We start from the raw sequence: 14,913 nt of genomic DNA, 5'->3' as shown, positions 1-14,913 counted from the left end.
GGAGCAGCGGAGGGGACCGGATGCACGACCACGTCGCACCACGGCCGGGGCCGTCCGGCCCCTGGACGGCCCTGCGCGGGCCGGCCACGGGCTCCCGGTCCGTCCGCCCCTCCCGGCCCGCGGCCGCCCGCGGCGGCGCCTCCGGCGGCGGCCGCGGCGGCCCCCCGCGCGGCACGGTCCTGGGCGGCCTGCGGACCCTGCACACCCGGGCCAGACGCGCCTGGGACCGCCCGCTGACGGCCTACTACCTCATCCTCGGCGGCTCGCTGCTGATCATCGTGCTCGGCCTGGTGATGGTCTACTCGGCCTCCCAGATCAAGGCGCTGCAGAGCGGCCTGGCCCCCACCTACTTCTTCCGCAAGCAGCTGCTGGCCGCCGCCATCGGCGCGCTCCTGCTGCTGATGGCCGCCCGCACCCCCGTCCGGCTGCTGCGCGCCCTGGCCTACCCGCTGCTCGCCGGAACGGTCTTCCTGCTCGTCCTCGTCCAGGTCCCGGGCATCGGCGAGACCATCAACGGCAACACCAACTGGATCTCCCTCGGCGGGCCCTTCCAGGCCCAGCCCAGCGAGTTCGCCAAGCTCGCCGTGGTGCTCTGGGGCGCCGACCTGCTGGCCCGCAAGCACGCCAAGAAGCTGCTCACCCAGTGGAAGCACCTGCTGGTGCCGCTCGTCCCGGTCACCTTCGTGCTGCTCGGCCTGATCATGGTCGGCGGCGACATGGGCACCACCGTCGTCCTCACCGCCGTCCTGCTCGGCCTGCTGTGGGTGGCCGGGGCCCCCACCCGGCTGTTCTCCGGCGTGATCGGCGTCACGGCCGCGCTCGCCTTCCTGTTCATCAAGACCAGCGCCAACCGCATGTCCCGGCTGGCCTGCATCGGCGCCACCGACCCGGGCGCCAACGACCAGTGCTGGCAGGCCGTGCACGGCATCTACGCCCTGGCCAACGGCGGCTGGTTCGGCGCCGGACTCGGGGCGAGCGTCGAAAAATGGGGCGAACTGCCCGAGCCGCACACCGACTTCATCTTCGCGATCACCGGTGAGGAGCTGGGCCTGGCGGGGACGCTGTCGGTTCTCGCCCTGTTCGCGGCTCTAGGCTATGCGGGTATCCGCGTGGCCGGACGCACGGAGGACCCCTTCGTGAGGTACGCCGCGGGAGCGGTGACCACCTGGATCACGGCCCAGGCCGTGGTCAACATCGGTGCGGTGCTCGGCCTGCTGCCGATCGCCGGGGTGCCGCTGCCGCTGTTCTCCTACGGAGGGTCCGCCCTGCTGCCGACCATGTTCGCCATCGGCCTGCTCATCGCCTTCGCGCGCGACGAGCCCGGTGCGCGGGCGGCACTGGCCATGCGGCAGCCTGGGGTGAGATGGAAGACGATGAGACGGCGCGTCAAGAAGCGGCCGTCCGGAGAGCGGTGAATTTCGGTGCATGTCGTACTCGCCGGCGGGGGGACCGCCGGCCACATCGAGCCCGCGCTCGCCCTCGCGGACGCCCTGCGCAGGCAGGACCCGACCGTGGGGATCACGGCGCTCGGCACGGAGCGGGGACTGGAGACCCGGCTCGTGCCCGAGCGGGGCTATGAGCTCGGCCTCATCCCCGCCGTACCGCTGCCGCGCAAGCCCACCCCGGAACTGATCACCGTCCCCGGTCGGCTGCGCGGCACCATCAAGGCGGCCGAGCAGATCCTGGAGCGCACCAAGGCCGACTGCGTGGTCGGCTTCGGCGGCTACGTGGCGCTGCCCGGCTACCTGGCCGCCAAGCGGCTCGGCGTGCCGATCATCGTCCACGAGGCCAACGCCCGCCCGGGCCTGGCCAACAAGATCGGCTCGCGCTACGCCGCCGGGGTGGCCGTGTCCACCCCCGACAGCAAGCTGCGCAACGCCCGTTACGTGGGCATCCCGCTGCGCCGCACGATCGCCACGCTGGACCGCGCGGCGCTGCGCTACGAGGCCCGGGCGGCCTTCGGGCTCGACCCCAACCTGCCCACCCTGCTGGTCTCCGGCGGCTCGCAGGGCGCCCGCCGGCTCAACGAGGTGATCCAGGCGGTCGTCCCGTTCCTCCAGCGCTCCGGCATCCAGGTCCTGCACGCGGTCGGTCCGAAGAACGACCTGCCGCACGTGGACAACATGCCCGGAATGCCGCCTTACATCCCGGTATCGTATGTGGACCGCATGGACCTCGCGTACGCCGCGGCCGACATGATGCTCTGCCGCGCGGGCGCGATGACCGTCGCCGAACTGTCCGCCGTCGGGCTCCCCGCCGCCTACGTCCCGCTGCCCATCGGCAACGGCGAGCAGCGGCTCAACGCCCAGCCGGTGGTCAAGGCCGGCGGCGGACTGCTGGTCGACGACGCCGAACTGACGCCCGAGTGGGTGCAGGGCAACGTCCTCCCGGTGCTCGCCGACCCGCAGCGGCTTTACCACATGTCCCGCGCCGCCGCCGAGTTCGGCCGCCGGGACGCCGACGAGCTGCTGGTCGGCATGGTGTACGAGGCGATCGCCGCACGCAGGGCGGGCTGACGGCCCGCACAGGCAGGAGGCTGAGCAGCGTGGCCGGACCGACGACCGCCCGGCGCGGCGGCGAACGGAACCGTAAGCCGGGACCGAAGTCGTCGGCCGGCTCCTCCCGGCCCCCCAAGGGGCCGGGCAGGAGGCCCGCGCGCCCCAGGGGCCGTACGGGCGGCCGCAGACCCCGCACGGGCCGCTCCGGCCCGCTCGCGGGGCTCTCGCGGCGCACCCGGCTGGTCCTGGCGGCGGTCGCGGCCGCGCTCCTCGGCACCGCCGTCGTCTGGGCGCTGTACGGCTCCGGCTGGCTGCGCGCCACCCACGTCGAGGTCGCGGGCACCGAGGTCCTCACGGCGGACGAGGTGCGCGCGGCCGCCGCCGTGCCGCTCGGCGAGCCGCTGGTGTCCGTGGACACGGACGCCATCGCCGGCCGGCTGCGCGCGAAGCTCCCCCGGATCGAGTCCGTCGACGTCGGCCGCTCCTGGCCGCACGGAATCCGACTGGAAGTGACCGAACGTCAGCCGAAAGCGATCCTCGAAAAGGGCGGGAAGTTCATCGAAATCGACGGTATGGGAGTGCGGTTCGCCACAGTCGACCGCGCCCCGGCCAAGGTGCCCCGGCTGGTGATGGAGGCCCCCGACGACTCCCCGGGCGTCCGCCACTTCGGCCGCGCGCGCCTGGAGCGCGAGGGCGTGCGCGCCTCGGCGTCCCTCCCGGCGGACGTGCGCCGCGACACCCTCGTCATCCGCGTACGCTCGTACGACTCCATCACCGTGGAGTTGACGGGGGGTCGGACGGTCGTCTGGGGCAGCGGCGAGCGGGGCGACGCCAAGGCGCGTACGCTCACCGCGCTGATGAAGGCGGCGCCCGGCGCGAAGCGCTTCGACGTCAGCGCCCCCGGCGCCCCCGCGGCGGCGGGGAGTTGACGCCCGGTGGGGGCCGGCAGCACCCTGGTTGGCTACGCCTATGGGTGATCACATAGGGTGAAAAGAAAAACGGGAGGTTCGGCGTGTTCGTTGAACACGCACCACTTGTCGACTTAGTGTCCTGTCCCGAGAACCCAGGGAACAGTGGCACGGGTAACCCTAAACTTCAACGTTAGGGTTCGGGTTGGCATTGCGAACCGTCCTCCAGGCATACGTAACTCGAGGCGAGAGGCCTTCGACGTGGCAGCACCGCAGAACTACCTCGCAGTCATCAAGGTCGTCGGCATCGGCGGCGGTGGCGTCAACGCCATCAACCGGATGATCGAGGTCGGTCTCAAGGGCGTCGAGTTCATCGCGATCAACACCGATGCACAGGCCCTGCTGATGAGCGACGCCGACGTCAAGCTCGACGTCGGCCGGGAGCTCACCCGGGGTCTCGGCGCCGGCGCGAACCCGGACGTCGGCCGCAAGGCCGCCGAGGACCACCGCGAGGAGATCGAGGAGGTCCTCAAGGGGGCCGACATGGTCTTCGTCACCGCGGGCGAGGGCGGCGGCACCGGCACCGGCGGCGCACCCGTCGTCGCCAACATCGCGCGCTCGCTGGGCGCCCTGACGATCGGTGTGGTCACCCGCCCGTTCACCTTCGAGGGCCGCCGCCGCGCGAACCAGGCCGAGGACGGCATCGCCAGCCTGCGCGACGAGGTCGACACCCTCATCGTCATCCCCAACGACCGGCTGCTGTCCATCTCGGACCGCCAGGTCAGCGTGCTCGACGCGTTCAAGTCCGCGGACCAGGTGCTGCTGTCGGGTGTTCAGGGCATCACCGACCTCATCACCACCCCGGGTCTCATCAACCTCGACTTCGCCGACGTCAAGTCCGTGATGTCCGAGGCGGGTTCCGCCCTCATGGGCATCGGCTCGGCCCGCGGCGACGACCGTGCCGTGGCCGCGGCCGAGATGGCGATCTCCTCGCCGCTGCTGGAGGCGTCCATCGACGGCGCCCGCGGCGTGCTGCTCTCCATCTCCGGCGGCAGCGACCTCGGCCTCTTCGAGATCAACGAGGCCGCCCAGCTGGTGAGCGAGGCCGCCCACCCCGAGGCCAACATCATCTTCGGCGCCGTCATCGACGACGCCCTGGGCGACGAGGTCCGGGTCACCGTCATCGCGGCCGGCTTCGACGGCGGCCAGCCGCCCGCCAAGAACCGCGACAAGGTGCTCGGTTCGTCCTACGGCCGCGAGGAGAGCGCCGCCCCGGCGCCCGCCGCCGCGAGCCGCCCGGCCCCGCCGGCCGAGCCGTCCCGCCCGGCCTTCGGCGGCCTGGGCAACGTGACCCCCCGCACCGAGGAGCCGGTCCCGGACCCGGTCCCGGTCGCCGAGGTCCCGCCGCCCCCGGCCTCGTCCCCCCAGGTTCCCCCGGCCCGTCCGTACCAGGACTCCACCGCCGAGGAACTGGACGTTCCCGACTTCTTGAAGTGACGCGGGCCGACGTGACCTCGGTGATAGGAAACCCCCCTCCGCACACCCGGGGCCGGCCCGACGCGGCACACGCGAGCGGCGCGCACTTCGCCTCCACCGACCGGTGGGGCGGGGTGAGCGCCGCTCCGTATGCGGAGCTCAACCTGGGCGGCGCGGTGGGCGACGACCCCGCGGCGGTGCGGGTCAACCGGGAGCGGGCGGCGCGCGCGCTCGGCCTCGACCCGGCGCTCGTCGTCTGGATGAACCAGGTGCACGGCAAGGACGTGGCCGTGGTGGACGGTCCCTGGCCGGCCGGCCGGGAGATCCCGTCGGTCGACGCGGTGGTGACGGCCCGTCGGGGACTGGCCCTCGCGGTGCTCACCGCCGACTGCACCCCCGTCCTGCTGGCCGACCCGGTCGCCGGGGTCGCGGGCGCGGCGCACGCCGGACGGCCCGGACTGGTCGCCGGTGTCGTGCCGGCGGTCGTCGGGGAGATGGTCCGGCTCGGCGCCGACCCCGCCCGGATCGTCGCCCACCTCGGGCCCTCGGTCTGCGGCGGCTGCTACGAGGTGCCGGAGGCGATGCGGGCGGACGTCGCCGCGGTGGTCCCCGAGGCGTGGGCCACCACCCGCGGCGGGACGCCCGCGGTGGACGTCGCCGCCGGCGTCCGCGCCCAGCTCGGCCGGGCGGGCGTCGGGGACGTCACCCGGTCGGACATCTGCACGCTGGAATCGGCGGACCACTTCTCGTACCGGCGCGAGCGGGTCACGGGACGGCTCGCCAGCTACGTATGGCTCGAAGGGGAGTCCGGGCGATGACGGACCGCAGGACGCAACTGGCCCGGAATCTCGCCCAGGTGGAGGAACGTATCGCCGCCGCCTGCGCGGCCGTGGGCCGAAAGCGTGAAGAAGTGACCCTGATCGTGGTCACCAAGACGTACCCCGCGAGTGACGTCCGTCTCCTGGCGGACCTGGGGGTCCGTCATGTCGCGGAGAATCGCGACCAGGACGCGGCACCGAAAGCCGCGGAATGCTCGGGCATGCCCCTTACCTGGCACTTTGTCGGTCAATTGCAGACCAACAAAGTAAAGTCGGTGGTTAATTATGCCGATGTCGTGCACTCCATTGACCGGGTCAGATTGGTCACGGCGCTTTCCGCGGCGGCCGTCCGTCGGGGGAGAGAACTGGACTGCCTGATTCAGGTGGCGCTCGACGCGGAGAGCGGGGACGCCGCCGGCCGCGGCGGGGTCGCCCCCGACGGGGTCGCGGCCCTCGCGGACGCGCTCGCGGAGGCCGAAGGGCTGCGCCCGGCGGGCCTCATGACGGTGGCTCCGCTGGCCGGACCGTACGCCGGACGGCCGCGGGCGACGTTCGAGCGGCTGCGGGAAATCGCAACGGACCTGCGCGCGGCCCATCCTGCTGCGAACATGGTGTCCGCAGGAATGAGCGCTGATCTGGAGGACGCCGTGGCGGCGGGTGCGACACATGTACGCGTCGGCACAGCGGTACTCGGAAGCCGACCACGGCTCGGGTAACGTCGCCAAGAGTCGGACCACAGCACAAAATATGGTCATTCCCGTCAAAAGTCGGGCAGACCAAGTGGATCCAGCGCCGTTAGAGGAGCCGATCCACCACAGAGCGGAGGACGCAGAGAATGGCCGGCGCGATGCGCAAGATGGCGGTCTACCTCGGCCTCGTGGAGGACGATGGGTACGACGGCCGGGGATTCGACCCCGACGACGAGTTCGAGCCCGAGCCGGAGCCCGACCGGCGCCGGCAACAGCACCAGGCCCAACAGACGCAATCGGACGAACCGGTTCGAGTCGCCCAGCCGCCCGCACAGCGTGAACCCGCTCCGCTGACAGCGGAAACGGGACGACCCGCCCGAATCGCCCCCGTGTCGTCCATCACACCCGAACGCCACTCCCTGGAGAAGAACGCACCGGTGATCATGCCCAAAGTTGTGTCCGAGCGGGAGCCCTACCGCATCACGACATTGCACCCCCGGACCTACAACGAGGCCCGTACCATCGGGGAACACTTCCGCGAGGGCACCCCGGTGATCATGAATCTGACCGAGATGGACGACACCGACGCGAAGCGACTTGTCGACTTCGCCGCCGGTCTGGTCTTCGGTCTGCACGGCAGCATCGAACGGGTGACGCAGAAGGTGTTCCTGCTGTCTCCTGCTAACGTCGATGTCACGGCGGAGGACAAGGCCCGTATCGCAGAGGGCGGGTTCTTCAACCAGAGCTAGAGACGCACAATCAGGCAATGCCGGTGAGTGACGGTCAAATGGACCGGGCACGGTGAGGGGAGAGGGAAGCGCGGGATGGACATCGCACGGCAGGTGATCTACATCGCGCTGTACGTCTTCCTGCTCGTGCTCATCTTCCGGTTGGTGATGGATTACGTCTTCCAGTTCGCCCGCTCGTGGCAACCCGGTAAGGCGATGGTGGTCGTGCTCGAGGCCACCTACACTGTCACCGATCCGCCACTCAAGCTTCTGCGGCGGTTCATCCCGCCGCTGCGTCTCGGGGGCGTGGCGCTCGACCTGTCCTTCTTCGTACTGATGATCATCGTCTACATCCTGATCACCGTCGTGGAGCGGCTGTGAACGCGGCTGTGAACGATACGGTCTTGCCGATTGCCGACGACTACGTTGAGGTGAAGAAGAGATGCCGCTGAGCCCCGAGGACGTGCGGAACAAGCAGTTCACGACCGTCCGTCTCCGAGAAGGCTATGACGAGGACGAGGTCGACGCCTTTCTCGACGAGGTCGAGGCCGAACTGACGCGCCTGCTCCGGGAGAACGAGGACCTGCGCGCCAAGCTGGCGGCGGCGACCCGTGCCGCGGCGCAGAACCAGCAGCAGGGCATGCGCAAGCCGGAGCCGCAGGACCAGCGGTCCGCTCCCGGCGCCCCCGTGCCCGCCGCCATATCCGGCCCGCAGCCGGTGCCGCCGAACCAGCAGCAGATGGGCGGCCCGCCGCAGTTGCCGGGTGGTGCCCCGCAGCTGCCGGCCGGGCCGGGCGGACACGGCCACGGTCCCCAGGGCCCGCACGGCGCGGGACCGATGGGACAGAACCCCATGGGCCAGGGCGGTCCCATGGGCGGCCCGATGGGTGGTCCCATGGGCCAGGGCGGTCCCGGTCCGATGGGCCAGGGCGGTCCGATGGGGCAGGGCGGCCCCATGGGTCAGGGTGGTCCCGGCCCGATGGGGCAGGGCGGTCCGATGGGCGGCCCCGGTCCCCAGCTGCCCCAGCCGGGTCAGGGCCCGGGCGGCGACAGCGCGGCCCGCGTGCTCTCGCTCGCGCAGCAGACGGCCGATCAGGCGATCGCGGAGGCACGCTCCGAGGCCAACAAGATCGTCGGTGAGGCCCGCAGCCGGGCGGAGGGTCTGGAGCGGGACGCCCGCGCCAAGGCCGACGCGCTGGAGCGGGACGCGCAGGAGAAGCACCGTGTCGCGATGGGCTCGCTGGAGTCCGCGCGCGCCACGCTGGAGCGCAAGGTCGAGGATCTGCGCGGCTTCGAGCGCGAGTACCGCACGCGGCTGAAGTCCTACCTGGAGAGCCAGCTGCGTCAGCTGGAGAACCAGGCGGACGACTCGCTCGCCCCGCCGCGCGCCTCGGGCGCGCCGTCGCTGCCGCCGGCCCCCTCGATGAGCGGGTCCATGGCGTCGGCCGGTGCGGGCATGGGCGGCCACAGCATGGGTGGCAACTCGTCCATGGGCAGTGGTGGTCCGGGGCAGTCGGGCAGCCCGTCGTACGGGGGGCAGCAGCAGATGTCGCCCGCGATGACGCAGCCGATGGCTCCGGTGCGGCCGCAGGGGCCGCAGCCCATGCAGGCGCCTTCGCCGATGCGTGGGTTCCTCATCGATGAGGATGACAACTGACGGCCGCCGCGTAGCGGTTCAGTCGTCGCAATCATTACGGGCCGGGCCTCTGGGGATTCCCAGGGGCCCGGCCCGTTGTGTTGGTGCGTGGGGGTGTGGCGGGGGGGTGGGGGTGCCCCCTCCGGGGGCGGGACCGGGGCAAGAAGCCCCGCCCGCCCTTCCCGGAGGGTTACGCCTTGCGGAGGCGGAACGTCAAGGACAGGGGCTCGTCCTCGAAGGGGGCGCCGAACGTCGTATCCGCCTCGCCGGGGGCGAAGTCCGTGGCCAGGACCTCGTCCGCGATGAGGGCGGAGTGTTCGGTCAGGGCGGTGCGGACCTCGTCGTCGGAGGAGTGCCAGCGGAGGGCGATGCGGTCGGCGACGTCCAGGCCGGAGTTCTTGCGGGCCTCCTGGATGAGGCGGATCGCGTCCCGGGCGAGGCCGGCGCGGCGCAGCTCCGGGGTGATCTCCAGGTCGAGGGCGACGGTCGCGCCCGAGTCGGAGGCCACCGACCAGCCCTCGCGGGGGGTTTCGGTGATGATGACCTCGTCGGGGGAGAGGGCGACCGGCTCGCCGTCCACGTCCACCGAGGCGTTGCCCTCGCGCAGGGCGAGGGAGAGGGCGGCCGCGTCCGCGGTGGCGATGGCCTTGGCCACGGCCTGGACGCCCTTGCCGAACCGCTTGCCCAGCGCACGGAAGTTGGCCTTGGCGGTGGTGTCGACCAGGGAGTCGCCGACCTCGGAGAGGGAGGCGAGAGAGGAGACGTTCAGCTCCTCGGTGATCTGGGTGCGCAGCTCGGCGGAGAGGGACTCGAAGCCGGCCGCCGCGACCAGCGCGCGGGACAGCGGCTGGCGCGTCTTCACGCCGGACTCGGCGCGGGTGGCGCGGCCCAGTTCCACCAGGCGGCGGACCAGCACCATCTGCTTCGACAGCTCCGGGTCGACGAGCGACGTGTCGGCCACGGGCCAGGTGGACAGGTGCACCGACGCCGGGGCGTCCGGGGTGACCGGGACGACCAGGTCCTGCCAGACCCGCTCGGTGATGAACGGGACGAGCGGGGCCATCAGGCGGGTGACCGTCTCGACGACCTCGTGCAGCGTGCGCAGCGCGGCCGCGTCGCCCTGCCAGAAGCGGCGGCGCGAGCGGCGGACGTACCAGTTGGACAGGTCGTCGACGAACGCGGAGAGCAGCTTGCCGGCGCGCTGGGTGTCGTAGGCCTCCAGGGACCGGGTGACCTCGTCGGTGAGGGTGTTCAGCTCGCCGAGCAGCCAGCGGTCCAGGAGCGGGCGGTCCGCCGGCGCCGGGTCGGCGGCCGAGGGGGACCAGCCGGCGGTGCGGGCGTAGAGGGCCTGGAAGGCGACCGTGTTCCAGTAGGTCAGGAGGGTCTTCCGCACCACCTCCTGGATCGTGCCGTGGCCGACGCGGCGCGCGGCCCACGGCGAGCCGCCGGCGGCCATGAACCAGCGGACGGCGTCGGCGCCGTGCTGGTCCATCAGCGGGATCGGCTGGAGGATGTTGCCCAGGTGCTTGGACATCTTCCGGCCGTCCTCGGCGAGGATGTGGCCGAGGCAGACGACGTTCTCGTACGACGACTTGTCGAAGACGAGCGTGCCGACGGCCATCAGCGTGTAGAACCAGCCGCGGGTCTGGTCGATGGCCTCCGAGATGAACTGCGCCGGGTAGCGCTTCTCGAAGAGCTCCTTGTTCTTGTACGGGTAGCCCCACTGCGCGAACGGCATCGAACCCGAGTCGTACCAGGCGTCGATGACCTCGGGGACGCGGGTGGCCGTCTCCTGGCAGGTGGGGCAGGGGAAAGTGACGGCGTCGATGTACGGACGGTGCGGGTCGAGGCCGCTCTGGTCGGTGCCGGTGAGCTCGGTGAGCTCGGCGAGGGAGCCGACGCAGGTGAGGTGGTCCTGCTCGCAGCGCCAGATGGGCAGCGGGGTGCCCCAGTAGCGGTTGCGGGAGAGCGCCCAGTCGATGTTGTTGTTCAGCCAGTCGCCGAAGCGGCCGTGCTTGACCGAGTCGGGGAACCAGTTGGTCTTCTCGTTCTCCTGGAGCAGCCGGTCCTTGACGGCCGTGGTGCGGATGTACCAGGAGGGCTGCGCGTAGTAGAGCAGCGCCGTGTGGCAGCGCCAGCAGTGCGGGTAGCTGTGCTCGTACGCGACGTGCTTGAACAGCAGGCCGCGGGCGCCGAGGTCGGCGGTGAGCGCCTCGTCCGCCTTCTTGAAGAACTGGCCGCCGACGAGCGGGAGTTCCTCCTCGAAGGTGCCGTCGGCGCGGACCGGGTTGACGACCGGGAGGCCGTACGCGCGGCAGGTCCTGAGGTCGTCCTCACCGAAGGCCGGGGCCTGGTGGACGAGGCCCGTGCCGTCCTCGGTCGTCACGTACTCGGCGTTGACGACGTAGTTGGCGTTCTCGAGGTCGACGAGGGTGAACGGGCGCTCGTACGTCCAGCGTTCCATCTCGCGGCCGGTGAACGACTGGCCGGTCGCGGTCCAGCCCTCGCCGAGGGCCTTCTCCAGCAGCGGCTCGGCGACGACCAGCTGCTCGGTGCCGTCGGTGGCGACGACGTAGGTGACGTCCGGGTGCGCGGCGGCCGCGACGTTGGAGACCAGCGTCCACGGGGTCGTCGTCCAGACGAGCAGCGACGCCTCGCCCGCGAGCGGGCCGGAGGTCAGCGGGAAGCGGACGTAGACGGACGGGTCGACGACCGTCTCGTAGCCCTGCGCCAGCTCGTGGTCCGACAGGCCGGTGCCGCAGCGGGGGCACCAGGGGGCCACGCGGTGGTCCTGGACCAGCAGGCCCTTGTTGAAGATCTCCTTCAGCGACCACCAGACGGACTGGACGTAGTCCGGGTCCATGGTGCGGTACGCGTCGTCCAGGTCCACCCAGTAGCCCATGCGGGTGGTCAGCTCGGAGAACGCGTCGGTGTGCCGGGTCACGGACTCGCGGCACTTGGCGTTGAACTCGGCGATGCCGTACGCCTCGATGTCCTGCTTGCCGGAGAAGCCGAGCTCCTTCTCGACGGCGAGCTCGACGGGCAGGCCGTGGCAGTCCCAGCCGGCCTTGCGGCCCACGTGGTAGCCCTGCATGGTGCGGAAGCGCGGGAAGACGTCCTTGAAGACGCGGGCCTCGATGTGGTGGGCGCCCGGCATGCCGTTCGCCGTGGGCGGGCCCTCGTAGAACACCCACTCGGGGCGGCCCTCGGACTGTTCGAGCGTACGGGCGAAGATCTTCTGCTCGCGCCAGAACTCGAGCACGGCGTGCTCCAGGGCGGGCAGGTCGACCTGAGCGGGTACCTGGCGGTACTGCGTCATCGGCTTCCTCCGGCGGGACGGTTGTGCGCTGTCCGTCGGAGGGACGAGACGCCTTCCGGGCTCCCGCGGTACCACCCTCCTTGGCCGCGGGCCGTACGGCCCCCGGCCCCCTCATTGGGGTCGCGACGCCGGTTCTACTGACCCCGCGTGCCTGGCTTGCGCGTCCGGCGCGGGGCGTTCTTCCGGCGGCTCCGGGCTGATCTTCGCGCCGTGCACACCCCCGGGCTCGCACCGTCCCCGGGTCGCTGATGGCTGCGTACGGCGTTACTCGTCCCTTCCACGCCTTTCGCTGCCGCCCAGTGTACGGGGCGCAGGGCGGGTCGGCCGACCGGATATCGGCTCTCCGCCCGCGCCCGGGCCGTTCCTCCGGTTACGGGGCCGGGAGCGGGGCACAAGGGTGGGGACCGGCGTGCCCCGTTGCCGCCTGCCGTGGGGCGATTTATCGTTCCCGCACGATTCGCGCGCAAGATCATAAAATGTGAAGGGGTCGCGGCCATGGCGCAGGAATCCTCGGCGGGGGCCGATGCCGTCGCCGTCGCCGTACGGACGGCGGCCGCGGGCCGCCGCCGCCCTGCGGGGCGCCCCGCCCCCGCCCCGGCCGCCGGCGCGCGGGTGTGCGCGGCGGGCGGCCCGGCCGCCGGGGCGAGGAAGACCGTGACGAAGAAGGTCGGGCCGGCCGGGGCGGGAGCGGGAGCCGGCGGCTCGGTGAGCGGCTCGGCCGCCGGGGCGGGGAGGACGACCACCGGGGCACGGAAGGCAGGCTCGGCGGGGGGCGCTGCGGCGAAGGGGACGGCGGGGGCGAAGGGGACGGCGGGGGCGAAGGGGACGGCGGGGGCGAAGGGGACGGCGGCGAAGCAGACGGCGGCGCAGAAGGCCGGCTCCGGCGGGGCCGCGGCCAAGAAGGGCGGTACGGGGGAGGGCGGTACGGGGAAAGGGGGTGCCGCGAGGGGAGAGGCGGCGGGGGCCGGGGGCGGGGGCGGGGGTGCGAAAGGGGCCGCGTCGGTGAAGAAGACGGCGGCGAAGACGACGGCGGGTGGGGCCCCGGCCAAGAAGGCGCCTGCCAAGGCGGCGGTCCCTGAGAAGGCGCCCGTCAAGAAGGCGCCCGTCAAGAAGGCGCCCGTCAAGAAGGCGTCTGTCAAAAAGGCGGCTGCCAAGAAGGTGACTGGCAAGAAGGCGACTGCCGCGCAGGGGGCGGGGAAGGCGTCCGCCAAGGCGGCGGCGCAGAAGGCCGTTTCGAAGAAGGCTGCGGCAAAGGCCGCTCCTGCGAAGGCTGCTCCGGCGAAGGGCGCGTCCGAGGTCGCCCCGGCGGCCGTTCCTGGGAAGAAGGCCGTCTCCGAGACGAAGGCCGCCCTTGCGAAAAAGGCCGTCCCCGCGAAAAAGGCTGCTCCCGGGAAGAAGGCCGCTCCCGCGAAGAAGGGGGAACCCGCCAAGAAGGCCGCTCCCGCCAAGGAGGCGGCACCCGCCAAGAAGGCGGCACCCGCCAAGAAGGCGGCACCCGCCAAAAAGGCGGTCGGTAAGCGGGCGCCGGGTCGGGAGGCCGTGGCCGGGAAGGCCGGGTCCGTCGGGAGGGCGGGTGCGGCGCGGGGCGCCGGGGTGCCCGGGGCCGAGGAGGCGCCCGCCCGGCGCGTGGCCGAGAAGGCCGCCGCCCCCGGGCTCAAGGCCGGGGCGGCGGGGATCCCCGAGGAGACGGGAGTCGGAACCGTGGCTGCTGAGAAGGCGGAGGACGTGGTCGCCAAGGTGCCCGCCGCGCGGGCGGAGGGGGAGCTGGCGGTGCGGCCCGGGGAGGAGCCGTGGACGCCCGACGAGGTCGCCGAGGCCCGCGGCGTGCTGGAGAGCGAGGTGCGGAGGCTCACGGGGGAGATCGGCGCGGCGGAGCGCGCGGTGAGCGGGCTCATGCGGGATTCCGGTGACGGCGCGGGAGACGACCAGGCCGACACCGGGACGAAGAACATCGCGCGCGAGCACGAACTGGCCCTCGCCGCCAACGCCCGCGAGATGCTGGACCAGACCGAGCGCGCGCTCGGCCGGCTGGACGCCGGGACGTACGGGCTCTGCGAGAACTGCGGCCGGCCCATCGGCAAGGCCCGTATGCAGGCGTTTCCCCGGGCGACGCTGTGCGTCGAGTGCAAGCAGCGGCAGGAACGTCGCTGAACCCGGAGGGGTCGAGTGCCGTACCCTCGTCATCGGCCGGGCAGTGCACCCGGGCCCCACTGGACACAGCAGTGCCGGGCGACGGTCAGGAGCGAAGGACTCACGTGACAGAGGCGGAGCAGACCGGAAGGACCACCGGTGCGCCGGGGGACGTCGAGGAGACCGGCGGGAGCCCGCGGGGCAGGCGCCGGATCGGCGTGCTGTTCACGGTCGCGGTCTGCGCGTACCTCGTCGACCTGCTGAGCAAGCTGGCCGTCGTGGCCAAGCTGGAGCACCACGACCCCGTCGAGCTGATCGGCAGCTGGCTGCAGTTCACCGTGATCCGCAACCGCGGGGCGGCCTTCGGCATCGGCGAGACGATGACCATCATCTTCACGGTCATCGCCTCCGCCGTGATCGTCGTCATCGCCCGGATCGCCCGCAAGCTCCACAGCCTGCCCTGGGCCATCGCGCTGGGCCTGCTGCTGGGCGGCGCGCTGGGCAACCTCACCGACCGGCTCTTCCGGGCGCCGGGCGGGTTCGAGGGCGGGGTGGTGGACTTCATCGCCGTCTGGCACTGGCCGGTCTTCAACCTCGCCGACTCGGCGATCGTCTGCGGCGGCTTCCTCATCGTGATCCTCTCCTTCCGGGGGCTCGACCCGGACGGCTCCGTCCACCGCGACTGACATCCGCGACGCACATCAGCGGCCG

12 protein-coding genes are annotated in these 14,913 nt (G+C 72.1%); 11 read left to right on the top strand and 1 reads right to left on the bottom strand.

Annotation, left to right across the window (positions count from 1 at the left end):
- Positions 1-20: 20 nt before the first annotated feature.
- The 9 genes from ftsW to AC230_RS08485 all read left to right on the top strand — a co-directional run bounded on the left by ftsW (position 21) and on the right by AC230_RS08485 (position 8,774).
- Complete coding sequence (gene ftsW / locus AC230_RS08525; RefSeq protein ID WP_049715462.1) at positions 21-1,415, top strand: putative lipid II flippase FtsW; 1,395 nt, start codon at positions 21-23, stop codon at positions 1,413-1,415.
- Between the two features lie 6 nt (positions 1,416-1,421).
- Positions 1,422-2,516 carry an undecaprenyldiphospho-muramoylpentapeptide beta-N-acetylglucosaminyltransferase gene (murG, locus tag AC230_RS08520; protein ID WP_049715461.1) on the top strand — a complete coding sequence of 365 codons (1,095 nt, stop codon included), beginning with the start codon at positions 1,422-1,424 and terminating at the stop codon, positions 2,514-2,516.
- Positions 2,517-2,545: 29 nt separating this feature from the next.
- Positions 2,546-3,427, top strand: coding sequence for a cell division protein FtsQ/DivIB (locus AC230_RS08515; RefSeq protein ID WP_049715460.1), 882 nt, complete (start codon positions 2,546-2,548; stop codon positions 3,425-3,427).
- A 240-nt stretch (positions 3,428-3,667) separates the two neighbouring features.
- Positions 3,668-4,903: a cell division protein FtsZ gene (ftsZ, locus tag AC230_RS08510; protein WP_049715459.1), complete on the top strand. Its 1,236-nt coding sequence runs from the start codon at positions 3,668-3,670 to the stop codon at positions 4,901-4,903.
- Between the two features lie 23 nt (positions 4,904-4,926).
- Positions 4,927-5,700 (top strand): peptidoglycan editing factor PgeF, encoded by a 774-nt coding sequence (gene pgeF, locus AC230_RS08505; protein ID WP_049715842.1) that lies wholly within the window; start codon positions 4,927-4,929, stop codon positions 5,698-5,700.
- On the top strand, positions 5,697-6,416 hold the full coding sequence (locus AC230_RS08500) for a YggS family pyridoxal phosphate-dependent enzyme (protein WP_049715458.1): 720 nt from the start codon (positions 5,697-5,699) through the stop codon (positions 6,414-6,416). The genes pgeF and AC230_RS08500 overlap by 4 nt, the downstream gene beginning before the upstream one ends.
- A gap of 119 nt (positions 6,417-6,535) precedes the next feature.
- Positions 6,536-7,138, top strand: a complete 603-nt coding sequence (locus AC230_RS08495) for a cell division protein SepF (RefSeq protein ID WP_049715457.1) — start codon at positions 6,536-6,538, stop codon at positions 7,136-7,138.
- Between the two features lie 75 nt (positions 7,139-7,213).
- Positions 7,214-7,498 (top strand): YggT family protein, encoded by a 285-nt coding sequence (locus tag AC230_RS08490; protein ID WP_049715456.1) that lies wholly within the window; start codon positions 7,214-7,216, stop codon positions 7,496-7,498.
- Between the two features lie 61 nt (positions 7,499-7,559).
- The gene (locus tag AC230_RS08485) at positions 7,560-8,774 is read left to right on the top strand and encodes a DivIVA domain-containing protein (protein ID WP_049715455.1); all 1,215 of its coding nucleotides are present in this window, start codon (positions 7,560-7,562) and stop codon (positions 8,772-8,774) included.
- A gap of 169 nt (positions 8,775-8,943) precedes the next feature.
- Here AC230_RS08485 and ileS read toward each other — a convergent pair whose 3' ends face one another.
- Positions 8,944-12,072, bottom strand: a complete 3,129-nt coding sequence (ileS, locus tag AC230_RS08480; RefSeq protein ID WP_049715454.1) for an isoleucine--tRNA ligase — start codon at positions 12,070-12,072, stop codon at positions 8,944-8,946.
- Between the two features lie 495 nt (positions 12,073-12,567).
- On the opposite strand from ileS, the gene AC230_RS08475 reads away from it, so the two are divergent.
- Entirely contained in the window at positions 12,568-14,223 is a 1,656-nt protein-coding gene (locus tag AC230_RS08475) for a TraR/DksA family transcriptional regulator (RefSeq protein WP_078871072.1), read from the top strand.
- 104 nt (positions 14,224-14,327) lie between these two features.
- Positions 14,328-14,888 carry a signal peptidase II gene (gene lspA / locus AC230_RS08470; protein ID WP_049715452.1) on the top strand — a complete coding sequence of 187 codons (561 nt, stop codon included), beginning with the start codon at positions 14,328-14,330 and terminating at the stop codon, positions 14,886-14,888.
- Positions 14,889-14,913: the final 25 nt, after the last annotated feature.

The organism is Streptomyces caatingaensis, assembly GCF_001187435.1.
Lineage (GTDB): Bacteria > Actinomycetota > Actinomycetes > Streptomycetales > Streptomycetaceae > Streptomyces > Streptomyces caatingaensis.
This window is presented reverse-complemented; position numbering and strand designations above follow the sequence as displayed.